Here is a 24,411-nt window from a genome sequence, read left to right as displayed (position 1 = left end):
TCATGGTGAAATACCTCGCTGGTGGCGCTTGCGAAGCCCTCGAATCATTAATAGCCCACCAATCAGTAAGATAGCAAGTATGCCAATGCCACCAGTAAGTGGCAAAATCAATTTATGATAATTAATGACATTGAGTTCCAGACCATTTACCACGCCAGTGACATAACCGTTGCCAATAACAACACCATTTTCATCTGTACCAATATAACCTGCGCTACTTTCATCAGTCCAATCACTGACGACTTCTCCGTCAACAATTTTTGGTGCGTGATAGGCTGACACAATTTTAAAGACTAACACCGGCGCGTCGGGTTGAAAATAGCCACTAGTGGCTTTTGACTCCATGACTTCATAAGTACCACCACGTAATCCTGAAAAACCAAACCAACCATCGCTCTGACTGTATTTATAATCATAGTATTGCTCATGATCTGAACTTTTCACAGTCCACCATGCTAAAGCATGATCTTCTTTGGTATAATCACGAGCCATTACCAGCATTTCGCCGCCCTTAGTTTGCCCACCCTCGACCAATTCAATACCGGCTGGAGCACTTGGCCATTGTAAGTAAAACTCAGCCCCTGCCAGTGGATTTTTAACACCAATTTGGTCGTCATTATAATCCGCTTTGCCGACTGTTTTGACCATTCCCCAACCACCTGACCATGTTGTAGCAATGTCATAACGTGTTCGCATATCATCAGTAATTTTTGCTTCGTTAGTGATACGACCGGTATGGGCAGCCGCATTAACTAACGTTGACACCTCAACACGAATATCATTAATCCTGTTTTCTGCCAAATAAGCCAATGCTGGTTGCAAATCAATTTCAAACCAACCATCACGTGTATTATCTTTGTTAATATCGCTTTGTTCGGTATCTAAATCTGTACTAATCTTATCAATCCATTTGGCAATATTAGTGTCATCAGTTTCAGTCACACGATTAATCATGGGTGCTTTGCCAGCCCAGTTACCATCTTTATCATAGAAAGGATTGCCATCAACATCTAAGAACACACCTTTGTCATCTCGAGCAATGCGATTATATTTACTATCCTTACCAACTACTGATTTAATAACTTTCCCTAATGGTGTTGTGTCACTTTGATCTGTTAACGTATAGGTTTTGCCTAAACCTGAAATACCTTTAAGATAATCATGTCCTTCTTCCGTCGCATTGTGGGCATAGTCTGAACGAGATCGTTGCCCTGTATCATACAAAAGATTGCTTTCGGTGCCATCAGCATTAAGGGCTAAAATTCGGACTTGTAATAAGTCTACTTGGTATGGTAATACATCTTTGAGGAGATATTGTTCAAAGCTATCCGCTGTTGCAGGAATGTGAATATCTAACCCCCACTTGAAGATTTCACCACGCGTAACACCAACTGTTTCATCATTTTCGACGTAGCCATTACCATCAGGGTCAATCACCTTATTCAAAGTAGTAGATTGTGTAAAGTTTTTTGGATAAAGGTGTAAGTACTGATGTGCTTCATCAGCGTTTGGTCCGCCGAAAATGATATTGTCTTGGTCTGAAGCTGGTAACATCAGCAACATCGGTGTCGCATCAACAGTGATACCCGATGGCTTTTCTTTTTCGACAATAAGCCATAATTCGTCAGGCAATGTTACCTCAACCATGCCGTCTTGGTCAGTTGGATTTGTTTCATTTAAAGTAATGCTATCGTTGTCCTCAGCAAGCTGCGTCATTGCAGCTAATAATTGGTCATTTGTGACAGGATTGTTATTCGACTCATCAACTTGATAAATACCATTAGTATAGGTATATCCCTTAGCATTAAACACAAATTTAGACTGACCATTGGCCGCATCATCAACAATCGAAAAATATTTCGTAATTGCTTCTGCACCGGCTTTCCAGTGTGGTGTTGCCTCACCTTCCTCCCAATCAAGGAACTGGTCCAAACTCATATAAGCAAAGGTTACACCCTTAACTGGACGCCAACCACTCAATTTATCGGCACTAATTTCCAAACCATCATTGTCAAAGGTCGTACCCGTACCCGTACCCGTACCCGTACCCGTACCCTGCACAATTTTATGCAGGCGAACGGTTGTGTCAAATGTTTCGTCTGCGGCTTTAACATGACGCAATTCGCTGAGACCCGCAAAGAGTGGCAAAATTAAACTTAGCATTAAGCAAATATGTTTTAGTTTACGCATGTTCGTGGTCTCCTTTCGTCATGTATACTACCATGCAAATTCCCGTTACCAGTATGATAAGGGTAGCGACAATCGTGAGATAATGTCCACGACTTCCTGTGGCTGGAATTTTAAATTGGTTGTAATCCTTTAACGTGATATCAATTCGATTGTTGTCACTATTTTCTAGTAAATTATGATTGATAGTCCAAGTGACTGATGTGTCATTATCTGTGGTAATGTTACCCGTCGCATGAATATCAAAAACTAAATCATGTTTTTCTCGTAAATAGCCATCAGGCGCAAAGACTTCTGTCAATCGATACTGTCCGGGAATGGCAATCGTAGCATCAACAATCACTTTACCGTCGCTTGACGTCGTCCAAACACTTTGATTGGTCTGATCGTTTTTAACCAGCTGCCAATCATCACCTACTTTTTGATAAAGTTCGAACTTAGCTCCCGCCAAGACCGTGCTACCTGAATCAGTTTTGGTGATTGTCATTTCAAATGGCTTTAAACGATTTTCATAGTTGATATAAGTCAAATCGCCTTGAATGGCAAAATCAACGCCTTCAATTGGTCCACCTGTTGGATCTATAAGCGTCGTGTAGCTTGAATCTGTGAATAACAAGATTTTCCGACGTGTATTCCAATCGGCAACTTCACGTTGATCAAAATGATCCAAATCACCTTCAACCCATCCACCATTGTCATCACTACCAGCAGGCACTGTAAATCCTGGGTTATCGTTACCTTGCCAATTACCATCAGTCACAATGCCGTAAGTATAGCCTTCTCGCAAGGCAAAGCCTGTCGGTGCTTCAATTTCACTCACTCGGAAGCGGTTGCCGTACTGTTCATCATGCGTAAATGGTGGTAAGTTAAATTCACCAGAACTACCAATTGTCACAATACCGACCTCATCATCTGTTTCATCACCGATGTATGGGTAAGGTTGCCATTCACTGTTTGATTGGTTGTAATATTCAAATAAGAATTTTGCCCCAGCAAGCGAGTCACCAGCTTGATTTATTTTACGCATGGTGTACTTGAAATCAGATAGTGTGTTCGTGACATCGAAGGTCGTACCATTAGCGCTAATCGTGCTTTCGTAGCCAGGAATGTTTTCCTCTTGTATGCTGTATTTAAAATCAACACCTCGATTATTGAACTTGGCCAAACTGTACGTTTTAGTATCGTCCTGATTACTGATTGTTTGGTAAGTGTCTTGCCAGTTGGCAGCTAACGTGGTGTTATCTGGATTATCGCTATCACTATATGGCTTATCAAGCACAAGTTTTCCCTCTGTCCAAGAATTAGCGGTATCAATCACATCAGTACGGCTGACGGCGAAAGTTAAATGATCTGGTCGTGTCAAAACATCATCTGCTAAATCGCCAACCCAGCTTTTATTAAGTGACAAAACGACTCCGGGTGCTTTTACCGATGGCTCACCAATTTCAACTATGGGCGTTGTCGGTTCTGCTTGGAAAGTTGTCAAAGTGCCAGTTGGATACCAGCGATCAGCCTGAAAGGTGTCTTGTTCGGTGTTAATTCGAACACGATAATAAATTTCAATCATTTGTCCAGCTGGAATATCAATATTTTCTAATTTAATGGTCTTCGTGCCCTTATCGTACGTGCCAGTAATGGCTCGCTGAACACTACCTGAACTATTAAAGGCATTGGTCTCGATTACCGGCCGTGGTGTATAATCAGACACATTGTCAGCAAATGCCCAACGCGTGCCTTTGACTGCGTTATTGCCAGTAATGAAATTGTCGCTAGGAATATTGCCATCGAGCAACATCTCGGGGGCTAATGTATCCGTAAGCGTCGCATCTTTAACGAAATCAAACAAGTCTGCCGTCACCGATTCAAGATGTTCAACCAATAAGTCTGTTGCACTAGCATCATAATAGTAACGTGTCCCTTTTTCGTCAGAAGTTGCTAAACGTTTGAGTGACGCTTCTGCAAGACGAGTTGATCGTTGAGTTTCTGTGTTACCATTAATCGGCGCCATTGTTCCTAACACATAAATTTTAGTATTTGCTTGTTTTATGGTTGCAGCGGTATCAATCGCTGACTGAATTGAGATAAAATCACCACTACCAATTGATGACTGAACACGGTAACGATTGTCATTAACTGATGAACCAAGATTATCGTTTGCCCATTGATAATTACCATTAAAGGGATTTGCCTTGTCAGCAGTGGTGTTTCCTCCCATCCAGCTGGCTGCTGGATAATTCATACTTGCATCGTTAGCTGTTAATCCATCCTCCAGTTCACCGCCATCGTCAGCATGTCCAAGCAAAGGTTCATCGGTCGTTCGGACATAAGTACCACCAGCCGACGTCCATGGCGCATTGGTCGCTGCTGAACCATTTTGTCCGTTATGTTGACTGGCCGCACCATCAGAAATTAACACAATAATTTTGGTTTCACTGAAGCTTGATGCATTCAATAATCCTTGCGCCCTCTCCAAAGCACCATCAGTATACGTACCAGCATCGTTTTGAATATTAATACTGATGTTTTGAATATCTTGGTTGATAGTATCGATGTTATTATTCAAATTACGAACACTTTTAATACCATCTGAATAAGTCACAAGCCCAACTCGTAGTTGGTCGCTCGCTACATAAGGACTAACTTCGGCAGAAAACGTGTTAAACGCATCTTTGGCTTGCTGCAAACGATTGACATCGCTACCATTCGTGCCAGCCCCATTACTAATCATTGAATAAGAACGATCGAAAACAAAGACTATTTCGGCCTTTTTCTTTTCATATTCGGCTTTTGTGGCACCTGTCATTTTAATCGAGATATCATAAGCACCTTGGATGACATTGCCATTACTATCTTTGGCTGGCGATGCCATCTTTTTGGCGCGAAAGCCATTGTATTCTGTTCCAAGATGCGACCAATCTAACCAATTCGTATCACCATACCAGCTGCCTGTCGTGTTACCGACATAATTACGATTAGTAGCGGCGGCAGTGTTATTGTCTATAGCTGGCACGGCGTTTGTATGTCGTCCATTTTGTGCCATTGCTTCCCCTAGTAACGAGTAATGATTAGTCGGAAATTCTGAATTAGCAACTTCACCATCTCCATCGGTTTCATATTTTGTGTAACCATCACCAATGGGTGGGTTCAATTGCTTACTCAGCGTTTCTGCTGCTGACACCATTTGTTGCTTAATCGGATTAGTTGATTGCAATGGCCAAAGCGGTGCCAAGCCCATAACACATGGCAAAACAATCACGATGGTTGCTATGATTGTTAGTATTTTTTGAATGTAATTTTTCATTAGCTCACCTCGCATTATTTTGTTCGTGGCTTTTGATTTAGTAAATGGTTTCACTCTACACTACTAACTATACAGAGCAAATATGTCTTAATTTCGGGGGGGGGAGAAACTGTGAATAATATTGAACATTTTGTGACCACACAAAAAAGTTGGCCTTGTTTTATCAGTGCCAACGCCATTCATAAACATAAATTACCATATATTTGTATTATTCAGCTGTAACGTAGTCTCCAAGTGTCCATACCATGTCAGTATGAATAGTTTTTCCCAATAGGCTAGAGACATTTGAGGTGGCTGGCACAAAAATAGCATAACTAATCGGAGCATCTTTATTCAGTCCTGCTGTTTCAACATGAGCCAGTGGGCTTTCTGCGACGTTCATTGCGGGATACGCGATATCTGGAGACATCAAGTCTAAGCTGTTTCCTGTCATTTGTAATAAGCTAATATCTGACATGCTACATGCTTGTTCATCTTGATCATCATACCAGTTGTTATCACCAGTTTTAACAGTGACTGATAAACCTGCATTACTGTCTAAACGATTATCAGTTACGGTCAATTTACCACTACCGCCATACAACAAAATATGTCCCATTCCTTGCAAAAATGCTTGATTGTCATTTTCTGTCAGATTACTAGTATCCAGCGTTCCAAAATCAATGTCATCGACTGCCATCTCTAATCCACCATTTTCAAACTGAACATAGCTCGTAACTGCCGTATCAGCTAACACGGGAATCGGGATTTGTACTACTAGAATAGTCAAAATGACAATCGTTATTTTATTAATTAATCTCATCACTTACCTGACCTTTATCCTTTCGACGACGGTTCCACCAGAAGAAAATACCAGCAATCAGAACAATAGCTATTGCCACTAGCCACCACCAATTAAAGCCTTCATCATGAACCAAGGTGACATCCTTGTCATTGAGTGATTTTGCTTCTTTATTGGTAATCGTAAAATTCTTGGTGAAATGCCAAGTACTTTTCTTAGATTTAACTGTCATATTCATCGTGTATCGACCAGCTTTGAAGGGGTGTCCTTCAAGCGATAACGGGTATTCAAAGACCGCATTAGGTGCAATTTGCATGCTACTCTTTTTAGCCTCGTATATCACTTTTTTACTGTTTTGACGTGTCACCTTTGATGTCACGGAAATTCCATTGAGATAAGCTTCTGTTGTGTTGTGCAATTCCGAAATAACCGCGTTGCGCGAGCTAATTTGTCCCGCTGACACTTCTGCCAAATTCAATTTTTCTTTCAAATCTGTTTTGTCTGCTGTTTGTAATACGACGCCAATAGCATAAGCGTAGCGATTACGAATCGTTACACCAGCTTTTGATGATGTATCTGCTGTACTTGAACTAGCAGCTTGCGTGATTGTAATCCCGCCAGCCACGATACCTTGCCACGTCTTATTAGGAATCTTGATTTTTACCTCAAGTTTTTTGGTACTGTTAGCTGGCACTTCAACTTGTTTAGGAATTTCAGCCACTTTACCAAAATCAAATGGCACTGATTGATCTAACTTATTGTTTGACGGACCATATTCTGCTACGCCATTGATATTGGTTTTTGCAGCAGAGACTTCAGTGTTTACTGTTTGCGCTTTGTCTGTTGTATTAGTGAGATTAACCACTAGCGTTTGCTCATCATTTGGCTTCACTAATAAATCAAAATAAGTATGTGCCTTATTCACTTGATTTTCTGGCAGGACTGCGCTAACACGCATCCCCATCGCACTCGAACTATCTGACGTTGACGATGCATCATCGGCATGCGCCAACCCAAGTAACGGTGCCATAGCAAATGTTGTCGCTGCCAAAATGAGGCCAATTTTTTTAGTTAGCATACCTTTTTACCTTCTCAACTTCAATATATAGCTTTACTATATCAAGAGTTTGTGACCTCACTTTGCATATTCTGTGAGTTTGCTGTGCCTAAATTACGACTTTTTTGTGCCCGTGAGCCTGTTGTTGTTTTTCAAAACAAATTTTGTAGAGATTTATGTTAAGAAATAGTTTCTTCACAACAAGTCACAAACTATTCGCAACTTGTTGACAATTTAGACCTACTCCCTTGTTACACTGAAAGCAAAGAAGAATCGAGGATAATGTCGATGAAAAAATATTTATTTGGGGCTCTAGGTATCTTAGCATTAGCAATTATACCTATCAATTTAGCAAATTCAGATGGTCACACTACCTCCAAAGCAACTGTCAGGTTGTCTGGTAAAAAGCCCATTACCGTGATAAATGACAATACTCCCGTACAACCGATAAACAACAATGCTTTAGCAACAATCGGCGCGGGTGATTTGTATGTCGCTTATGCATCTGAACTTAATTTTTCGCCCATTGTTGAAAATTTGGCTGGTAAAAAAAGCAAGGAAAGCTTGGTACTCAAAACTGATCACACCTTGTATCCAGCTTCAGACCAAGTTTTACTAAACAACAAACAAATCAATGTCAATCCCTTTGTTCAAGTTCACAGTGTCTCAGATGCTCACGTATGGTGCGCTTCCGTTATTCAAACCAGTGAATTTAAGACAGCTGATGGTGAAACTTTACCCAACGCACAACTAAAAGTTAGTACAACGGATGATAATTTGAGCGGAACGGAGTTAGGTGCTACCGCCAACACACGAGGGTATAATAATCAAGCATTTGCTGATGCTAACGCAATGTGTATGATTATGGGTGAAAAAACGACTGCTGCCGGAGATTGGACTAATACATTTGGCAACAAAAACAACAGTAAAAGAAACTATATCGTTGGTGGCTTTTCACTTGATATTCCTGCTGGTACAACTATCGTCAACAAGCAATATCAAGCAGAACTAACTTGGGTTATGAACGATGTGCCACTGGTATCATTATCATAAGCACAAAAAAATCCCTGACCATATCGTGTCAGGGATTTTTAATAGTTTAATGCATTGTCGTAATCACACCTGTCACACCAAGCAACAAGAAGATCACACCAACGATAATACGGTAGTAACCAAACGCCTTGAAGTCGTTATTTTTGATGTAATTCATCATGAACTTAATCGCAAACAACGCCACAATCCAAGATACTACGAAGCCAAAGAGCATAACCAAGCCTTGCATACCCGTGAATGAGCCACCTTCATGGAAGAATTTGAACATCTTCAATAACGTAACACCAAACATCACCGGAATTGATAGGAAAAATGAAAATTCCGCCGCGACGAAGCGCGAAGCACCAAGAATAATCGCCCCAAGAATCGTGGCACCTGAACGAGATGTTCCGGGTACTAATGACAAAACTTGGAACAAACCAATGTAGAGCGCTAGCTTAAACGTAATTTGATTGACGTCTGTAATTAAAGGTGCAATGCCTTTTTGACGATTTTCAATCACAATGAAGATCACACCATAAATAATCAACATCGCTGAAACAACCCAGAAATTCAGCAAATGTGCGTCCATGAAGTCATTCAGCAATAAACCAAAGACCACAGCGGGCAAAACACCAACTGCTACACGAATCCACAAACGCCATGTTTGGAACTTTTCACGGTCTGTTTTTTGAGATGAAAACGGATTCAGTTTGTTGAAATAAAGCTGAATCACGGCAAAAATGGCACCCAATTGAATGGCATAATCGAAAAATGGGGTGAAAGACTTCGTCCACACAGCGCCGCCGGGGATTTTCATCAGTGTTTCCGCCAAAATAATGTGCCCTGTTGATGACACTGGCAAAAATTCTGTCAGGCCTTCAACAATACCAATAATGATTGATTTAATCAGATCTAGCATGTGTCTAAACGCGTTCAAAACTGTTTATCAACAGTCAACGCTTTTCCTTCCATATTGAGAATAGTTCCATTTTATCATATTTGCTGCTTGCTTTTTCATAAATCACGTGGTATTATATTTATTGTTGTGAAACAAAAAATATGGTCAGCTAGCTCAGTTGGTAGAGCAACGGACTCTTAATCCGTGGGTCCAGGGTTCGAGCCCCTGGCTGACCACTATATCAGCTATCAGAATTAATTCTGATAGCTTTTTTTGTGCTTAGATGTCAAAAAATATAATGCTGACGTCATATTGAGAACCATTGGTTTGTTGTTGATACAAACCGTCGTATTTTTCGACAATTTGTTTGATATTTTTCAATCCAAACCCCTTTTGCAACCGGTCACGTCGACTATCGACTTCATCAACATTAAACGCATTGCTGACCTGAATCAATAATTTTTGATTGACTGCCTTAACCACGAGTGAGACGATTTTTTTGCCTTGACGATGACGCGCAACTGCTGAAAACGCATTATCCAATAAATTGCCAATCACAATTGCCAAAATATCATTAGGAATGGTTAAAGATTCCGGCACCAAAATTTGACTGTCTAATTGAATACCTTGTGCTTTAGCTAAATTATTTTTTTCATTGAGTAAATAATTAAGCAAGGTATTACGCGTAAAAAAATGCGTCCCTATCGTTAATCCTGACATACCATTTCGAATCAATGTCTTTGCTTGATCATAGTCGCCTTGTTCAATTAATCCCAATAAAACAATGTTTTGGTTGCGTAAATCATGTTTGATTGCTGTAATCTTTTCCCAATTAGCCTTAGTGAGGTTAATCGTCGCAATTTCCCGTTGCAAGATTTCATTTTCACGTTCAATTTGATGTAATTTCAAATAATAGATGTTTTGCCCTTGATAAATGACTAGAACAAAAATATTCAGTACCACAATAATGAGGACAACTAACCAAACCTTTTCAAACGATAAATCCACTGGATAATAAATGTCGCGCATGAAATAAAACAACACCACCGTTGACATATTGACCATTAAAATTAAGGTGATTTGAACAAACTGATTACGATTTGTGGTTTGGACAAGTGTTGGCTTTAACCAATACTTCAACATCAGTGTCGTGGCTACTACCAATATTAGTTCAATACCTGTACGTCCCCAAACACTAACGACATGCAACGATTGCAATAATGGCAATAATTGATTGAAGACAATATCACCAATAAACTGACTAGCGTAAAGCCCCTCAACCAAAATGCTCGTCCAAAAACAACTGGCTAACAGACTTGACTTAGCCGGAATCACAGCAAACCAGCAAAAACATACAACAATCAACAGTGACAATAGCAAACTAATGTCCAAATGCCACTGTTTGCCAATTTCATTTGACAATAATTGCACGAATCCTACATTATTTTGCGCCACTAAAAACCACAAGTAAAACAATAAACTACCCAAAATTCCGAGAGTGACACGCGTTGGCCGATAATTGATAAACAAGGATTGCCTAAAAAAACTGGCAACCATCCCCAACATAACAGCCAATAAAGTCAGATTACTGACATAAATTTCTACCATTAATTTCATGACATCATTTCCCTCAAAGCCGCCATAATGGCGATTTTAGCTTGTCTTTGATACTTGCGACTAATTGGAATTATGATCTCATCGTTTAGAATTAACGATTGATTTTTCAAATGCTTAACTGCATTGACATTTACAATAAAGGATTGATGAACCTGAACGAAACGATGATCTAATTTAGCTAATACATCAGCAGTAGTCATCGATGTTTCATAGATTTGGTCTCTTGTATGAATCAGAACCGTATGGCGATTTTTTTCAAAATATCTAATTTCTGTTAAATCCAAACTATGTGACGTACGATTGAAAGTGAAAGTGAATCGTCGACTTTGTAACCCTAAATAGTTGGTTAAGCGTTTCAACGATTGATTCATTTTTTCTTGTGTCAGCGGTTTGATTAAATAATCAAATGTGTGTAAAGCAAAAACATCTTCCATGTATTCCTTATAGCTGGTCACAAAAATAATAGGATTAGCGTTACCAAAATCCCTGATTTGACCTGCTAACACAACACCAGACATTTCAGGCATTTCAATGTCAAGGATGAAAAAGTCATAATAGTTATCAGCTAATGAAGCTAATAGTCGCAAAGGATTAGTAAAAACATCAACATCAAATCGCTTCATATCATAGTTGTGCAACAGTGTGTCAACTTGATTAGCTAATACGAGTGAATCATCACAAATTGCTACCTTCATAGATACCTCATTTTTTGTAATATACTAGCGCAATATCTAAAATATAATTTATTCTTTCATGTTATATATTAACAAGTAAAAACCGCCTTGTACACTAGGCGGCCATTAGCTTGATAGGATTATTTTTAATTAATTTCGTAATAAAATTATAATAAGACACTTTGAATGGTTTCCCAAACACCTTCTAGCAAATTCACATGACTTTTAACTGGTGATATCGCTTGATGCTTTAATGTCAAAGACTTAATCTTCGTCTTATCCTTAGCAGCAACCACTGGCTTCTTGGTATTCTCAGCTACCACTTGTCGAGCCGCTTTATCAATTTCCGGCGTCACTTGTGAAGTTGATAATCCTAATTTGCGTTGTGCTTGACTAACCGTTTCAAAGTAAAGACCTGCCTCACTTTTAGTCATATCACGCCCCAATTCTTCACTAAAAATTGCGCCTGTATCTGCATTAACATTGGCTTTCATTTGCTCAATACTGGCTGCATGTGGATGTACGGTTACCACACACATCCCTATTCCTAATGTAGCAATACTCAGTAATAATGATTTTTTAATCATTGTCTTATCCTCCTTTTTTGAACCAATGGGTCAACTACTTGCTAACCTTGCTTGGTACAAAATTAAGTATATCGACTCATAAAAATAATATTGATAAACCAGCACAATTGACCATTTTAAACACACACTTGACCGATAAACACACAATTTTTGTCAAAAAAAAAGCCTTTCGGCTCAATCTTCAACAGCATAATCATTAACATGTAAGGAATCAAGAAAGTCATTTGCGTCTTCTTTTGAAATGATGCCCTTTTCAATATTACCAGCAACAATTTTCTCAATCTCTTGACGAACTTGGTTTTTCGTACCGTCAGCGACGATAATCACCGTACGCTTCAAATCATCCTGCCAGGTAACGTTGACTGGCCCCCAAGTATCCAAGTGCTGATCAATTACCCATTGCTTAACGTGTGATTGTGTCAATGCCATATTTTCATTCCTCCTGCAATCATTTAACAGCTATATTATAGCTCAAAAACAATAATATCACATTGATTTTGTTTAAATTTTTAGAGTGAAATAAAGATACTGGCATACATCAAGCCAGCACCACCGAGTACGAAGAGGTGCCAGTAAACATGCCCCATAGGAATCTTAGGGATCAGATAAAAAATCGTGCCCGCAGAATAGGTTAAGCCGCCAGCCAAAAGCAACCAGAAGGCTGTGTGCGACAACACACCCCACAAAATCGGCATTGCCAAAATAATCAACCATCCCATCACAAGGTAAATGACTACCGACACCCATGGCCAGCGTCCCACAAAGAATAAGTCGTAGACAAAACCAGCAATCGTCATTGCCAAAATGGCACCCCAGATACTCCAGCCGACCCAGCCTTTAATCAGTAGCCAGGTGTACGGTGTATAACTGCCTAAAATCACCAGATAAATACCCGCATGGTCGAAAAATTGGAATACTTTGGCCGCACGCGTGAATACCAACGAATGAAACAAAGTTGATGCTAGCAAAAACAAGCCAACTGTGGCGATATATAAGATTATCGCTGTCAACTCAAAAGCAGATACTGGTCGTTGCAAGACATGAAATAGCAATGCGATGCCAGCAATCACGGCTAAAATAAAACCTAAACCGTGTGTTACAGCGTTTAATACCTCATAAACAATCAGGTAACGTTTTGAACGTTGCATTAGTAACCCCCGTAAATAGTTATGTGATTTAATTATACAACAAAACCGAGCCATTTTTAGAACGACTCGGTTGATTAACAGTTGACGAAACTGTCACTTTTTAATTTAAGATAGCCACGGCAATCGTGAGGTAAGTCGCAAACAAAATCCACGCCAAGTAAGGATACATCAAATAACTTGCCCACAATTGATTGCGCCTGAAGTTAACAATACAAGCAATTACCAAAGCATCCAATACAAGAATAATCGGCACGCCAATCCAGTAAAGGTTACCGCCAAAAAACACAATACTCCAGATAAAATTAACAAAGAGCTGTAACGCAAATATCAGTAAATTAGTCTTTTTGGCTGCTGCATGATACTGGCTAACTATGAGTAGATAGGCAGCCACACCAATTAATAAGTACAAAATTGGCCAAACAATCCCAAAAACAAAATCTGGCGGCGATAGTGGTGGCTGTACTAACTGATTATAAATTTGCTTAATGTCACCAGCCAACAAAGCCGATAACCCACCAATTGCTTCCACAACAACAACCGTTCCAACTAATAGGGCGACATGCTGCCATTTTTTTATTACCATCGTGATTTCCTCTCCTTTTAGTGTAACGCACCGCTTTCATTTACGATACTAAAAGACTCAAAAAGCATTGTCATCGATATGACAATGCTTTCTATTTTTGTTCTAAGTTAAATTAAATCTTCCCAATCATGTGCCCAGAGAACGCCCATAGCGCCGTCACCTGTGTGAACACCAATAAACGCACCTAATACCCCACGTTCAAATTTGACAGTAGGATACTCAGCCTGCAAATCTTTAAGCCACTTATCTCCTAATTTGGCGTCGTTTCCGTCGACTACAATGGCACGCACGGGATAATCGACTTCGGCTAATGATTGACGTAGCGTTTCTTTAATTTCTTTCAACGCCCCACTCATTTTTCTGGCCTTACCAACAGCACCAATCTTACCTTCATCTTGCACGTCCATTGATAATATCGGCTTAATATTGAGCAAACCGCCCACTAAGGCCGCACCACGTGACAAACGCCCTGTCCGTTGCAAATGTGAAATGTCATTAACCACAAAACGAACCACAATCGACTCGCGCAATTTCTCAAGCGCTACCATGATTTCATCTAGCGTTTTTCCTTTTTCAGCCATAGCAGCAGCCATTAACGCCTGCATGCCAGCGCCCATGACGGCAATTTTTGAATCCCATGCGCGCACATCAGACATACCTTCATAACTATCAGCGACTGCTGCAGCCGTTTGATAAGTGCCTGAAATACCTGATGATAATGTGACCAACAAAGCCTGATCGTAACCTGAGGCCTTAGCTAAATTCAAAGCTTCTTCCCAATCGCCAGGTGCTGGTTGCGAAGTCGAAGCAATTTGCTTCTTATCTTTCATCATCTTAACCAGCTCACCAAGGTCATGAATATCAACACTTTCTTTGTAGACTTCATCACCAAAAATGATGGGATCATTGACCTGAAAAATGTGATAACGATTCCGCGTTACCACTGGCATCGCTGATGAGGAATCAATAATAACTGCTATTTTACTCATGTGTTCTCTCCATAATTACAAAAAGGTGGCTAACGCAAATCCCAAACCAAATATGACCAACCCGCCAACCAGTTGTATCAATAAATACAGTAGCTGTTGCACGGTAGCATGTTGTTCACTTTGGGTCATCATCGTACTAAATGTCGTCAATCCGCCTAGTACACCGGTTGACCAAAAATGATGCAAGGCATTAGTAGCGCCTGTTGCCATTAGTATGCCCATAAAAAAAGCACCAACCATATTAACCGCAAAAATAGCTGTGAGGTACTGTGGCTTAGTCGACCAAAATGTGACCGTTAAGTATCGCAACATTGTCCCTAATCCTGCACCAATCGCAACAATTAGTAATGTCATGAACGCACCTCACTCACTTTACGACCAAACTTTTGACCAATTTTGAGCATAATCAAGCCACCACCCAATGTTAAGACAACATAGATAATGGCATTTGTCATGCTCGTTAAAGCCTGCTGGTTAACTTGCAAAATCATCGTACTAAAAGTTGTGAAACCTCCGATTACCCCTGTGCCAATAAAAGTTTGCCACGGTTGTAATCGGCTCTCACGATTCGCAAGATACGCGCCAAGTGATGCAAGCAAAAACGTTCCTATCCAATTAATCAGCATTGTCATCACTGGCATAGCACCAATGCTTGGCACTAATCCCAACAGATATCGTGCGCTACCACCAATGGCACCGCCAATACCAACTACTATTAATTCAGTTAAGAAGCCACTCTGTTTTTGCATATCCTCTATTTTAACAAATCGACTTTTGATAAGCCAGATATCTGTCTATCCCTTCCGACAAATGTTCTTCATCTATATTACACCAGTACGGCCTATTTACAAGCGATTAACACCTCTTCATACAGAACTGTTACTTTTTTGCGACCCGTTCCTCATTTCACGATTATCAAGGGACTCGTGTTAAAATAGTAATTGTAATATATTTAAGGAGATTATCATGAAAAAAAGCACCGTGTACGTCGTAATACTAGCATTAGTTTTGATGTTTGTCTCATTGATTAGTTGGATTATGAAGCAATCTACATTTGCTATTTTAGCTTCTAACTTAGGATTATTGATTTTAGCGATTTCATATATTTGGGACAATCGCAACAATATGCTTAAATAATGGTGAGGTCAGCCAATGATTGAAAAGAAACAAAAGATTGTCATTGTAGGTGGTACTGGTTTCGTTGGTCAGGGTTTAATTAAGTATTTGTCGTCCGACTTATTTGAGGTGCACAGCATTTCACGACACTCATTCAACGGTAAACCAGGCGATCAAACACAGTATCATGCAATTGATCTCAGTGAAAGCGAACAATTACGTCCTATTGTGAGCGATGCGGATTGGGTAATTGATGCTGTTGGTATTCTGTTACCCAACCCATTAAAGAATCAAACCTACCAAAACAGCAGTTATGAACCAGCTCATCAACTGATTCATTTATTAGCTCAGGAAGTCAAACCAAAGTTTCTTTTCATATCAGCAAACGCTGGACCCTTCTTTATGCGACCTTACTTAAAAGCCAAACTAGCCGTGGAGCGCGAAATGGCGCAAGTACTACCTGGTCGCGCTTTTGCAGTTTATCCGGGTATTATTTTTGATCCCGCGCGCCAAAGTTCATATTGGCCAGGTGTGGCCTTGACCCATTTGAAAAGTATCGCCTACTTCAATAAATTTCGACCGGTTGACAGAGCTGAATTTGCCAAAGAAGTGGCCGGCATTTTGACAGGCAAATCTAGCCCCTTGTTGCGTCGTACTGTGAATAAAATATAAGATTTTGTTAGTTTATACACAGTTCTTAACTAGATGTGCCACCACTGTTTGTATTATCACACAAAAGATTTAATAATTATCTTAACAATATGCTTGACAACTCATCAAATTCTTAGTATCCTTATTTCATAAACAACTCGGAGATAAATCATGCAAAAAGTTTCAGCACAATTTAGTAACGCTTGGTGGCGTCGGTAAATCAGCTTTTCGGTAACGGACAAGCTGAGACAATCAGTTTTGTCCATACCGACGACTTTTGCATTACTTTGAGTCTGTATGGCAATCAACACGCCATGCAGACTTTTCTTTTGACCTTGGAAAGCTTTGTGTGGCTTCCCAAGGTCATTTTTTATGAAGAGAACAGTTACGGAGATTATATTATGAACAAGCGTTTAGCAGCAGTCATTATCATCATTGTCGCATTTTTGGGTGTCGCATTTTTCCAAACATCCAAGCCTCAAACCGCCAAAAAGCAGTACATACCAACGGTCGGCATTCTACAACTAGTAACCCATCCGGCACTGGATCAAATCCACAAAGGTGTCGTCGCTGGTTTGGCTCATGAAGGCTACACCAAAGGCAAAATCAAAATTGATTATCAAAATGCGCAAGCAGATCAGTCTAATTTGAAGACCATGTCACAGAAATTTGCCAACGAAAATGCTGATTTAACCGTTGGTATTGCGTCTCCTGCTGCCTTATCTTTAGCTAAAACAGCTGACGGACAAACACCCGTTATTTTGGCCGGCATTACTGACCCTGTCGGAGGAGGCTTAGTAAAATCAACACAACGCCCAGGTAAAAATATTACTGGTACGTCAGGTGATTCACCTCTTCAACAGCATTTAGATGTGATTAAAGAAGTTGTCCCAGCTGCCAAAAAACTTGGCATTATCTATACAACTTCTGATCACGGTGGCGAATATAATGCCAAAAAAATGGCAACTTTAGCTAAGAGCCAAGGCTATGACGTCAAAATGTACACGATTGCCACAACCAACGATATGCAACAAATTGCTGAAACCATGGCAGGTCAAGTCGATGTTGTCTACGCCCCACAAGATAACGGTGTTGCTTCAGCCATGAAAACCCTAATTAATGTCACAAATCAAGAAAAAATTCCAGTCATCCCCGCAGTTGATACAATGGTTAAAGACGGTGGTTTAGCTACTATCTCAGTAAGCCAATATGACATCGGCTACCAAGCCGGTATCATGGCTGCTAAAGTCTTGAAAGGCAAAAACCCCGCCACATACCCTGTCAAAACCATCACTAAGGGGGTACCCGTTGTCAATGAAAAGCAAGCTAAATTATTAGGAGTCACACTACCGCAATCTCTCGTCAAAGATGCTGAAAGTAAAGGAGAAGTAATCAAATGAGTATTATCGTTTCAAGCATTGGTCAAGGACTACTTTGGGCCGTATTAGGGGTCGCGCTTTTTCTCACATTTCGTATCTTAAATTTTCCTGATATGACTGTTGAAGGCTCATTTCCATTGGGCGCAGCTACTGCTGTAGCTATGATTGCCCACGGCGTGAATCCCTATTTGGCAACCATCAGCGCTTTTATTGTTGGTGCAATTGCCGGTTTAATCACTGGTCTACTTTACACAAAAGGAAAAATTCCTATCTTGTTAGCTGGTATCTTGGTTATGACAGCCTCGTTATCCATCAATTTACGCATTATGGGGTCAGCTAATATTTCATTGCTCAACCAAAAGTCACTCTTTTCGGCCGCTTTCTTGCGGCACCTGCCTAAATATTTTGACTCTGTATTGGTTGGCTCTGTCATCATTGCAATTATCACCATCGCACTGATTTTCTTCCTCCAAACTGAACTCGGACAAGCTTTCATTGCCACTGGCGATAACCCTAATATGGCGCAATCAATTGGTATCAAAACTGATCGGATGACCATCATGGGACTGATGTTATCAAATGGTTTAATCGCTTTTGGCGGGGCTGTCATTGCTCAAAATAATGGCTACGCTGACATTAACATGGGCATTGGTATTATTGTTATTGCCCTAGCCTCAATCATTATTGGTGAAGTTGTCTTTGGCGAATTAACATTAAATGAACGACTTGTTGCCGTGATTGTTGGTTCGATTTTATATCGTTTGGTCTTGCTGGCTGTCTTGCAACTTGGCTTTAGCACTAACGATTTGAACTTAATTTCTGCCTTTGTATTGGCTTTGGCTATGATGTTGCCACAAATTCGCCACGCGCTGAAATTAGACACTATGCTTAAAAAAGGAGTTGCCCCTCATGACTGAACCTGTTTTTTCACTTAAAAATGTCGTTGTGACTGTCGGTGAGAATACCGAAATTCTCAAATCGCTTAACCTTGATATTTTTGACGGTGACTTCATTACTGTTTTGGGCACCAACGGCGCTGGAAAATCAACCCTTTTCAACGCGATTGCTGGTAATTTACCGATTAGTACGGGTCAAATTTTGCACCATAATCATAACATTGCCAACGAATCTGCCGTAACACGCACCAACTATATCGCTCGTGTTTTTCAAGATCCGAAGATGGGGACAGCGCCTCGAATGACTGTGGCCGAAAATTTATTGCTCGCTGAAAAACGAGGCGCTAAGCGTCGTTTGCGCAGTCGAGGCCTGACAAAAGAAAAGCTCAATGAGTACGCCACTATTACCAAAACCATGGGTAATAACTTAGATACACGTCTACAAACAGCCACCGGTGATTTATCTGGTGGTCAGCGACAGGCTTTAAGCTTCTTAATGGCAACGCGCGTCAAGCCAGAGCTACTCTTACTAGACGAACACACGGCAGCGCTCGATCCAAAAACATCAGAACAACTGATGTTAGCCACCAATCAGCAGGTCACGGAGAATCATTTAACTGCTTTGATGATTACTCATAATCTAGCAGATGCCTTAGAATATGGTAATCGCCTCATTATTTTAAATGCTGGTCAAATTGTCCTTGATGTTCGTGGTGAAGATAAAGATATGCTTACTGAAGAACAAATTCTAAAGTATTTTATTGCTTAACGCTTAAAATGTGATATTAGCAAGGAAATTCTAACTTATTAAGTGTATAATTTAATTCATATTTAATGAAAATGAATAGGTGGGGTTTTTATGCGTAAAGTAGGAATAGTTGGTATCGGTCATGTGGGCGCAACCGTCGCACATTTGATTGTGTCCCAAGGTTTAGCTGATGAACTAGTGCTGATTGATAAGAAACCAGAAAAAGTGGCCTCTGAAGCATTAGACTTCAGCGACGCCTCAAGTCTTTTGGATAAACACATTGATGTGCATGTTGGTGATTACCCTGATTTAGCAGATGCAGATGTTGTCATTAGCGCACTTGGTCACATTCATCTCATCAAACCAGATGGTGATCGCTTTGGTGAACTCAAAGCAAACTTGCCAATGGCCAAGCAGGTCGGTGCTGACTTGAAAGCAGTCGGCTTTAATGGTGTATTGTTAGCGATTAGTAATCCTGTTGATGTCATTACTGGTATCTACCAGCAAGCTACCGGCTTGCCAAGTGCACAAGTTATTGGGACAGGGACTTACCTTGACACAGCGCGACTCAAGCGCGTCTTTGGCGAAGCGCTAGGTGTCGACCCGCGTAGTGTCAACGGCTATGTATTAGGTGAACACGGTGCCTCCCAGTTTGCCGCTTGGTCAACAGTTAATGTTATGGGTCAAAATGCCCGTACGTGGGCAGCAGAAAAATCACTTGATTTGGATAAATTAGAAAATGACGCTCGCGTCGGTGGCTTCACTGTTCATTCTGGTAAAGGCTATACGAATTTTGCCATTGCCCACGCTGCTGTTTCATTGCTACAAATCATTTTGTCTGATGCACGAAAAGAAGCGATTGTTTCTCACTATAACGAGGATTTTGATGGCTATATTTCATCTCCAGCGATTATTGGTCGTGGCGGTGTTGTCGCTAACTTTGATTTGCCACTAACTCCCGAAGAACAAGACAAGTTGGCAGCCAGCGCGAAAGCTATTCAAACCAAAACCACAGATTATTCTTAAATCGTAAACCCTTCTCGCGAAGGGTTTTTTACATCAAAAAAACATGCCATTTTGACATGCTTTGAAGGGTATTAAGCTGCTTTAATATAATTAACACCATCTGCTTTTGGCGCTCGTGTCTTACCAAAGAAGAAGACAAGCACGACAATTGTCAGTACGTAAGGTGCAATTTGTAACCAGATTGATGGGACATTCTTCAATCCCGGCAATTGTGCACCCACAACTGCAAGTGACTGTGATAATCCGAAAAATAATGAAGCGCCCATGGCACCTAATGGATTCCATCGGCCAAATATCATGGCCGCCATAGCCACGAATCCTTGTCCCACGATAGTGCCGACACTGTAATTAAGTGAAATTGACTGAGCAACTACTGCACCACCAACACCACCTAAAACACCAGAAATCATCACACCAGAATATCGCAAGCGGGCAACATTTAGACCTAGCGTATCCGCTGCTTGTGGATTTTCACCAACTGAACGCAAGCGCAAGCCAAATTTTGTTTTGAAAATGATATACCATGATAGAACAGCCACGATAATTGCTAACCATGCCGGTGCTGATGTTTTCTCAAAAAAGATTGGTCCAATAAACGGGATTTTATCTAAAACAGGTACGTTAGCATAACCAAAGTCTTGCGAAATAGGTTCGGTTTGTCCTTTGCCATAGATGACTTTAATCAAAAAGACACCCAACGCTGGCGCCATCAAATTAATAACAGTACCAGAAATAATGTGATCAGCTCGCAAAGTGACCGTCGCCACTGCATGTAAGAGTGAAAAGACTAATCCAACAATCGCACCAGCAACCAGACCAAGCCAAGGGGTCAACGTGCCAAAAGTATTTGCAAACGTAAGATTGAACACAACGGACGCAAATGCACCCATACCCATGATACCTTCCAAACCAACGTTGACCACACCACTACGTTCCGAAAATGTGCCACCAATTGATGTAAATATCAGTGGTGCTGAATAAACCAATGTACTTGACACAACTAATGTAAGAATCGCTACTAATGACATGTTTATTCACCACCTTTCGCTTGTTTGCTAGCAACTTTGGCCGACTTTTTAGCAGCGTCTTGAGTTGCTGCCTTTTCATCCATAGCTTTAATGCGCTTTTGAATCAGACGGATTAAGTAGTTTGCGCCAACGAAGAAAATGATTGAGGCAATCACAATATCTACTAATTCAAATGGCACACCTGAACTCATTGGCATACCTAGGCCGCCAATTTTGAGCACTGAGAATAGCGCAGCAGCACCCAAGATACCCAAATATGAACCACCGCCCAACAATGCAACGGCCATACCATCAAATCCGATAGATGGTGAGCTATTTTGTGTGAAGAAGTTAAGATAGTTGCCAAGTCCCTCGATTGTACCTGCTAAACCAGCTAAACCACCAGAAATTGCCATCGCAACAACTGCTGTTCTTTTTGCCGAAACACCAGCATATTTAGCGGCGTCGGGGTTCAAGCCAACAGCGGTAATTTCAAAGCCTAATGTTGTCTTTTTCATGACAAACCAAACTACCACTATCATAATTAACGCGATAAAGATGCCCGTCGAAACGCTTGAACCTTGTGTCAAATCTGTCAGCCATTTTAATTGAAGTGAGGCATTATGCCCGACTTGTTTCGTCGTTTCAGCAGATTCTTTGATGCTTTTTGCCATCGTATTTTGCAAAATATTGTTACCCAAAAAGAGCAAAATATAGTTCATCATGATGGTGACAATCACTTCACTAGCACCAAACTGTGCGCGTAGCCAACCCGGAATTAATCCAGCAACGGCACCCAAAGCAGTACCTAAAATTAACGCACTGGGAATCATCACAAATGCTGGCATATCAGGGAAACTTAGCGCATACCATACAGCGCCTACCCAACCAGCTAATGCCTGCCCAGATAAGCCAATGTTGAAGAATCCCGCCGTTGATGCAACCGTGAATCCCAAGGCAGTCAATATCAACGGTGTCATTTGCGTCAGGACGCCACCAATGTCTTGCATTGACCCGAACGCCGAACTAATTAGCGCAATATAACCTGAAATAGGGTTATACCCGAACACTAACATAATGATAGCGCCGACAATCAACCCAAACAATACAGAAAACAGTGCAACTGAAAAATTATTTTTTTGCACCACCATTAGACTGTCACCTCTTCTTTCAACGCTTCACGCGCTGCTTCCAAACTCATGCCAGTCATCAACAAACCTAATTCTTGTTTATTTGTCTCCTTGGCGTCTACAATACCAACAATTTTACCAGCATTAATGACAGCAATCCGGTCTGACAAATTTAATATTTCATCTAATTCAAAACTCACTACCAGAACCGCTTTTCCAGCGGTACGTTGATCAATCAATCGCCGATGAATATATTCAATTGCACCAACATCCAAACCACGCGTCGGCTGAGCTGCGATAATCAAGTCATTGTCACGATCTAATTCTCGCGCGACAACAGCTTTTTGCTGATTACCACCTGACATTGAACCTGCTGTCACATGAATACTTGCTGCACGAACATCAAATTCTTTGACTAATTTGTTAGCCAACTTATCCATTTCTGCTGGCTGTAAGACACCAGATTTGGAAATTGGTTGCTTATAGTAAGTTTGTAATGACAAGTTTTCTGACAAGGTCATGTCAACTTCCATGCCAAAACGTAAACGGTCTTCCGGTATATGCCCAACGCCAGATTCCGTGATTTGACGTGGTTTTTTGTTCGTCACGTCCTTACCATTCAATGTGACATGGCCGGACTTAACCTTGGTTAACCCTGTAATCCCTTGAATTAGTTCAGTTTGACCATTACCATCAATACCGGCCAAACCAACAATTTCACCAGCTTTAACTTCAAGACTGAAATCTTTTACAGCGGCAACGCCACGTGCATCATCTACTTCAATATTGTCAATCGCCAACACTGTTTGTTTTGGGTGCGCAGGTTCTTTTTCCGTTTTGAAGCTCACTTCACGTCCAACCATCAAATCAGCTAATTGTTGTGATGAAACACCAGCAACTGGGAATGTCTTGATAGACTTACCAGCACGGATAACCGTTACGCGGTCAGCGGCAGCACGAATTTCATCCAGCTTATGGGTGATTAAAATAATTGACTTGCCTTCTTTGGCTAAATTGTGCATAATTGCAATCAATTCATCAATTTCTTGTGGTGTCAAAACCGCCGTAGGCTCATCAAAAATCAAAATATCAGCACCGCGATATAAGGTCTTTAAAATCTCAACACGCTGTTGTTGTCCCACAGATATGTCTGAGATTTTAGCCATTGGATTAACTGCCAAACCATATTGGTCTGACAAACTTTGGATTTTTTTAGCCGCCGTTTTGGTATCTAATGAGAGTCCTTTTGTAATTTCCGATCCTAAAACAATGTTCTCCGTCACTGTAAAAGCATCTATCAACATAAAATGTTGGTGAACCATACCAATACCTAACGAATCTGACTTTGAGGGTGAATCTACCACTACTGGTTGTCCATTAATTAAAATGTCCCCACTAGTTGGTTGCAACAACCCTGTTAAAATATTCATTAATGTCGATTTGCCGGCACCGTTCTCACCAAGTAACGCGTGAATTTCACCTTGTTGGACTTGTAAATTGATGTCATCATTGGCAGCAAAATCGCCAAACTTTTTGACGATGTGTCGCATTTCAATGACTGGTGTTGATTCGGTCATATATCATCCACTTCTTTCTATTCA

At 40.7% G+C, this 24,411-nt stretch carries 24 protein-coding genes and 1 tRNA gene; 8 read left to right on the top strand and 17 right to left on the bottom strand.

Annotated elements, in window-relative coordinates; all coding sequences use genetic code 11:
- The 4 genes from FF105_RS08900 to FF105_RS08885 all read right to left on the bottom strand — a co-directional run bounded on the left by FF105_RS08900 (position 1) and on the right by FF105_RS08885 (position 7,347).
- The gene (locus FF105_RS08900) at positions 1-2,190 is read right to left on the bottom strand and encodes a pilin N-terminal domain-containing protein (RefSeq protein WP_290046686.1); all 2,190 of its coding nucleotides are present in this window, start codon (positions 2,188-2,190) and stop codon (positions 1-3) included.
- The gene (locus FF105_RS08895; RefSeq protein ID WP_010276151.1) at positions 2,183-5,488 is read right to left on the bottom strand and encodes a SpaA isopeptide-forming pilin-related protein; all 3,306 of its coding nucleotides are present in this window, start codon (positions 5,486-5,488) and stop codon (positions 2,183-2,185) included. Before FF105_RS08895 ends, FF105_RS08900 begins: the two co-directional genes overlap by 8 nt.
- 208 nt (positions 5,489-5,696) lie before the next feature.
- The gene (locus FF105_RS08890) at positions 5,697-6,290 is read right to left on the bottom strand and encodes a hypothetical protein (protein WP_010276153.1); all 594 of its coding nucleotides are present in this window, start codon (positions 6,288-6,290) and stop codon (positions 5,697-5,699) included.
- On the bottom strand, positions 6,277-7,347 hold the full coding sequence (locus FF105_RS08885) for a DUF916 and DUF3324 domain-containing protein (protein WP_010276156.1): 1,071 nt from the start codon (positions 7,345-7,347) through the stop codon (positions 6,277-6,279). The genes FF105_RS08890 and FF105_RS08885 overlap by 14 nt, the downstream gene beginning before the upstream one ends.
- 267 nt (positions 7,348-7,614) lie before the next feature.
- Here FF105_RS08885 and FF105_RS08880 point away from each other — a divergent pair, with 267 nt between their 5' ends.
- Positions 7,615-8,379, top strand: a complete 765-nt coding sequence (locus tag FF105_RS08880) for a WxL domain-containing protein (protein WP_010276159.1) — start codon at positions 7,615-7,617, stop codon at positions 8,377-8,379.
- Between the two features lie 46 nt (positions 8,380-8,425).
- Here the strand turns inward: FF105_RS08880 and FF105_RS08875 are convergent, their stop codons facing one another.
- Entirely contained in the window at positions 8,426-9,280 is an 855-nt protein-coding gene (locus FF105_RS08875) for an undecaprenyl-diphosphate phosphatase (RefSeq protein WP_010276163.1), read from the bottom strand.
- Positions 9,281-9,422: 142 nt separating this feature from the next.
- On the opposite strand from FF105_RS08875, the gene FF105_RS08870 reads away from it, so the two are divergent.
- Positions 9,423-9,495: transfer RNA gene (locus tag FF105_RS08870), tRNA-Lys, on the top strand.
- 43 nt (positions 9,496-9,538) lie between these two features.
- On the opposite strand, the gene FF105_RS08865 is transcribed toward FF105_RS08870, so the two are convergent.
- From FF105_RS08865 to FF105_RS08825, 9 genes are all read right to left on the bottom strand, one after another.
- Positions 9,539-10,876 carry a sensor histidine kinase gene (locus FF105_RS08865; RefSeq protein WP_010276166.1) on the bottom strand — a complete coding sequence of 446 codons (1,338 nt, stop codon included), beginning with the start codon at positions 10,874-10,876 and terminating at the stop codon, positions 9,539-9,541.
- A complete protein-coding gene (locus FF105_RS08860) occupies positions 10,873-11,571 on the bottom strand; it encodes a LytR/AlgR family response regulator transcription factor (RefSeq protein ID WP_010276168.1) in 699 nt (232 codons plus the stop codon). Before FF105_RS08860 ends, FF105_RS08865 begins: the two co-directional genes overlap by 4 nt.
- A 146-nt stretch (positions 11,572-11,717) precedes the next feature.
- The gene (locus FF105_RS08855) at positions 11,718-12,137 is read right to left on the bottom strand and encodes a hypothetical protein (protein ID WP_010276169.1); all 420 of its coding nucleotides are present in this window, start codon (positions 12,135-12,137) and stop codon (positions 11,718-11,720) included.
- A 174-nt stretch (positions 12,138-12,311) separates the two neighbouring features.
- The gene (locus tag FF105_RS08850; protein WP_010276172.1) at positions 12,312-12,566 is read right to left on the bottom strand and encodes a hypothetical protein; all 255 of its coding nucleotides are present in this window, start codon (positions 12,564-12,566) and stop codon (positions 12,312-12,314) included.
- Between the two features lie 80 nt (positions 12,567-12,646).
- Positions 12,647-13,285, bottom strand: coding sequence for a PAQR family membrane homeostasis protein TrhA (gene trhA, locus FF105_RS08845; protein ID WP_010276175.1), 639 nt, complete (start codon positions 13,283-13,285; stop codon positions 12,647-12,649).
- A 100-nt stretch (positions 13,286-13,385) separates the two neighbouring features.
- A complete protein-coding gene (locus tag FF105_RS08840; protein ID WP_010276179.1) occupies positions 13,386-13,868 on the bottom strand; it encodes a TspO/MBR family protein in 483 nt (160 codons plus the stop codon).
- A 107-nt stretch (positions 13,869-13,975) separates the two neighbouring features.
- Positions 13,976-14,857 (bottom strand): DegV family protein, encoded by an 882-nt coding sequence (locus tag FF105_RS08835; RefSeq protein ID WP_004911894.1) that lies wholly within the window; start codon positions 14,855-14,857, stop codon positions 13,976-13,978.
- A 15-nt stretch (positions 14,858-14,872) separates the two neighbouring features.
- Entirely contained in the window at positions 14,873-15,211 is a 339-nt protein-coding gene (locus tag FF105_RS08830) for a fluoride efflux transporter FluC (RefSeq protein ID WP_010276189.1), read from the bottom strand.
- The gene (locus FF105_RS08825; RefSeq protein WP_010276191.1) at positions 15,208-15,606 is read right to left on the bottom strand and encodes a fluoride efflux transporter FluC; all 399 of its coding nucleotides are present in this window, start codon (positions 15,604-15,606) and stop codon (positions 15,208-15,210) included. Before FF105_RS08825 ends, FF105_RS08830 begins: the two co-directional genes overlap by 4 nt.
- A gap of 217 nt (positions 15,607-15,823) precedes the next feature.
- On the opposite strand from FF105_RS08825, the gene FF105_RS08820 reads away from it, so the two are divergent.
- The 6 genes from FF105_RS08820 (at position 15,824) to FF105_RS08795 (ending at position 20,673) form a co-directional block, all read left to right on the top strand.
- A complete protein-coding gene (locus FF105_RS08820) occupies positions 15,824-15,994 on the top strand; it encodes a hypothetical protein (protein ID WP_010276193.1) in 171 nt (56 codons plus the stop codon).
- A gap of 15 nt (positions 15,995-16,009) precedes the next feature.
- On the top strand, positions 16,010-16,645 hold the full coding sequence (locus tag FF105_RS08815) for an NAD-dependent epimerase/dehydratase family protein (protein ID WP_010276195.1): 636 nt from the start codon (positions 16,010-16,012) through the stop codon (positions 16,643-16,645).
- Positions 16,646-17,025: 380 nt separating this feature from the next.
- The gene (gene trpX, locus FF105_RS08810; RefSeq protein WP_010276196.1) at positions 17,026-18,024 is read left to right on the top strand and encodes a tryptophan ABC transporter substrate-binding protein; all 999 of its coding nucleotides are present in this window, start codon (positions 17,026-17,028) and stop codon (positions 18,022-18,024) included.
- Positions 18,021-18,920 carry an ABC transporter permease gene (locus tag FF105_RS08805; RefSeq protein ID WP_010276199.1) on the top strand — a complete coding sequence of 300 codons (900 nt, stop codon included), beginning with the start codon at positions 18,021-18,023 and terminating at the stop codon, positions 18,918-18,920. Before trpX ends, FF105_RS08805 begins: the two co-directional genes overlap by 4 nt.
- On the top strand, positions 18,913-19,668 hold the full coding sequence (locus FF105_RS08800; protein ID WP_010276203.1) for an ABC transporter ATP-binding protein: 756 nt from the start codon (positions 18,913-18,915) through the stop codon (positions 19,666-19,668). The genes FF105_RS08805 and FF105_RS08800 overlap by 8 nt, the downstream gene beginning before the upstream one ends.
- 90 nt (positions 19,669-19,758) lie before the next feature.
- Positions 19,759-20,673, top strand: a complete 915-nt coding sequence (locus tag FF105_RS08795; protein ID WP_010276205.1) for an L-lactate dehydrogenase — start codon at positions 19,759-19,761, stop codon at positions 20,671-20,673.
- A 71-nt stretch (positions 20,674-20,744) separates the two neighbouring features.
- On the opposite strand, the gene FF105_RS08790 is transcribed toward FF105_RS08795, so the two are convergent.
- From FF105_RS08790 to FF105_RS08780, 3 genes are read right to left on the bottom strand one after another with little or no spacing between them, the layout of a single operon-like run.
- A complete protein-coding gene (locus tag FF105_RS08790; protein WP_004911876.1) occupies positions 20,745-21,701 on the bottom strand; it encodes an ABC transporter permease in 957 nt (318 codons plus the stop codon).
- Positions 21,702-21,703: 2 nt separating this feature from the next.
- Positions 21,704-22,831: an ABC transporter permease gene (locus tag FF105_RS08785; RefSeq protein ID WP_010276210.1), complete on the bottom strand. Its 1,128-nt coding sequence runs from the start codon at positions 22,829-22,831 to the stop codon at positions 21,704-21,706.
- Entirely contained in the window at positions 22,831-24,387 is a 1,557-nt protein-coding gene (locus FF105_RS08780; protein WP_031940967.1) for an ABC transporter ATP-binding protein, read from the bottom strand. Before FF105_RS08780 ends, FF105_RS08785 begins: the two co-directional genes overlap by 1 nt.
- Between the last annotated feature and the right edge of the window lie 24 nt (positions 24,388-24,411).

Origin of the sequence: Leuconostoc sp. UCMA20149, assembly GCF_030400235.1 — a bacterium.
GTDB classification, from domain to species: Bacteria; Bacillota; Bacilli; order Lactobacillales; family Lactobacillaceae; genus Leuconostoc; species Leuconostoc pseudomesenteroides.
The sequence above is the reverse complement of the archived record's forward strand: the minus strand, read 5'-3'. Positions and strand labels throughout refer to the sequence as shown.

Excerpts from the sequence above, each read along its gene's own strand:
- FF105_RS08805 (WP_010276199.1), top strand. The coding sequence starts at position 18,021 with ATGAGTATTATCGTTTCAAGCATTGGTCAAGGACTACTTTGGGCCGTA.
- FF105_RS08790 (WP_004911876.1), bottom strand. The coding sequence starts at position 21,701 with ATGTCATTAGTAGCGATTCTTACATTAGTTGTGTCAAGTACATTGGTT.
- FF105_RS08855 (WP_010276169.1), bottom strand. The coding sequence starts at position 12,137 with ATGATTAAAAAATCATTATTACTGAGTATTGCTACATTAGGAATAGGG.
- FF105_RS08860 (WP_010276168.1), bottom strand. The coding sequence starts at position 11,571 with ATGAAGGTAGCAATTTGTGATGATTCACTCGTATTAGCTAATCAAGTT.
- FF105_RS08800 (WP_010276203.1), top strand. The coding sequence starts at position 18,913 with ATGACTGAACCTGTTTTTTCACTTAAAAATGTCGTTGTGACTGTCGGT.
- FF105_RS08840 (WP_010276179.1), bottom strand. The coding sequence starts at position 13,868 with ATGGTAATAAAAAAATGGCAGCATGTCGCCCTATTAGTTGGAACGGTT.
- FF105_RS08895 (WP_010276151.1), bottom strand. The coding sequence starts at position 5,488 with ATGAAAAATTACATTCAAAAAATACTAACAATCATAGCAACCATCGTG.
- FF105_RS08780 (WP_031940967.1), bottom strand. The coding sequence starts at position 24,387 with ATGACCGAATCAACACCAGTCATTGAAATGCGACACATCGTCAAAAAG.
- FF105_RS08880 (WP_010276159.1), top strand. The coding sequence starts at position 7,615 with ATGAAAAAATATTTATTTGGGGCTCTAGGTATCTTAGCATTAGCAATT.
- trhA (WP_010276175.1), bottom strand. The coding sequence starts at position 13,285 with ATGCAACGTTCAAAACGTTACCTGATTGTTTATGAGGTATTAAACGCT.
- FF105_RS08785 (WP_010276210.1), bottom strand. The coding sequence starts at position 22,831 with ATGGTGGTGCAAAAAAATAATTTTTCAGTTGCACTGTTTTCTGTATTG.
- FF105_RS08850 (WP_010276172.1), bottom strand. The coding sequence starts at position 12,566 with ATGGCATTGACACAATCACACGTTAAGCAATGGGTAATTGATCAGCAC.
- FF105_RS08885 (WP_010276156.1), bottom strand. The coding sequence starts at position 7,347 with ATGCTAACTAAAAAAATTGGCCTCATTTTGGCAGCGACAACATTTGCT.
- FF105_RS08865 (WP_010276166.1), bottom strand. The coding sequence starts at position 10,876 with ATGAAATTAATGGTAGAAATTTATGTCAGTAATCTGACTTTATTGGCT.
- FF105_RS08825 (WP_010276191.1), bottom strand. The coding sequence starts at position 15,606 with ATGCAAAAACAGAGTGGCTTCTTAACTGAATTAATAGTAGTTGGTATT.
- FF105_RS08830 (WP_010276189.1), bottom strand. The coding sequence starts at position 15,211 with ATGACATTACTAATTGTTGCGATTGGTGCAGGATTAGGGACAATGTTG.
- trpX (WP_010276196.1), top strand. The coding sequence starts at position 17,026 with ATGAACAAGCGTTTAGCAGCAGTCATTATCATCATTGTCGCATTTTTG.
- FF105_RS08890 (WP_010276153.1), bottom strand. The coding sequence starts at position 6,290 with ATGAGATTAATTAATAAAATAACGATTGTCATTTTGACTATTCTAGTA.
- FF105_RS08815 (WP_010276195.1), top strand. The coding sequence starts at position 16,010 with ATGATTGAAAAGAAACAAAAGATTGTCATTGTAGGTGGTACTGGTTTC.
- FF105_RS08835 (WP_004911894.1), bottom strand. The coding sequence starts at position 14,857 with ATGAGTAAAATAGCAGTTATTATTGATTCCTCATCAGCGATGCCAGTG.
- FF105_RS08795 (WP_010276205.1), top strand. The coding sequence starts at position 19,759 with ATGCGTAAAGTAGGAATAGTTGGTATCGGTCATGTGGGCGCAACCGTC.
- FF105_RS08875 (WP_010276163.1), bottom strand. The coding sequence starts at position 9,280 with ATGCTAGATCTGATTAAATCAATCATTATTGGTATTGTTGAAGGCCTG.
- FF105_RS08820 (WP_010276193.1), top strand. The coding sequence starts at position 15,824 with ATGAAAAAAAGCACCGTGTACGTCGTAATACTAGCATTAGTTTTGATG.
- FF105_RS08900 (WP_290046686.1), bottom strand. The coding sequence starts at position 2,190 with ATGCGTAAACTAAAACATATTTGCTTAATGCTAAGTTTAATTTTGCCA.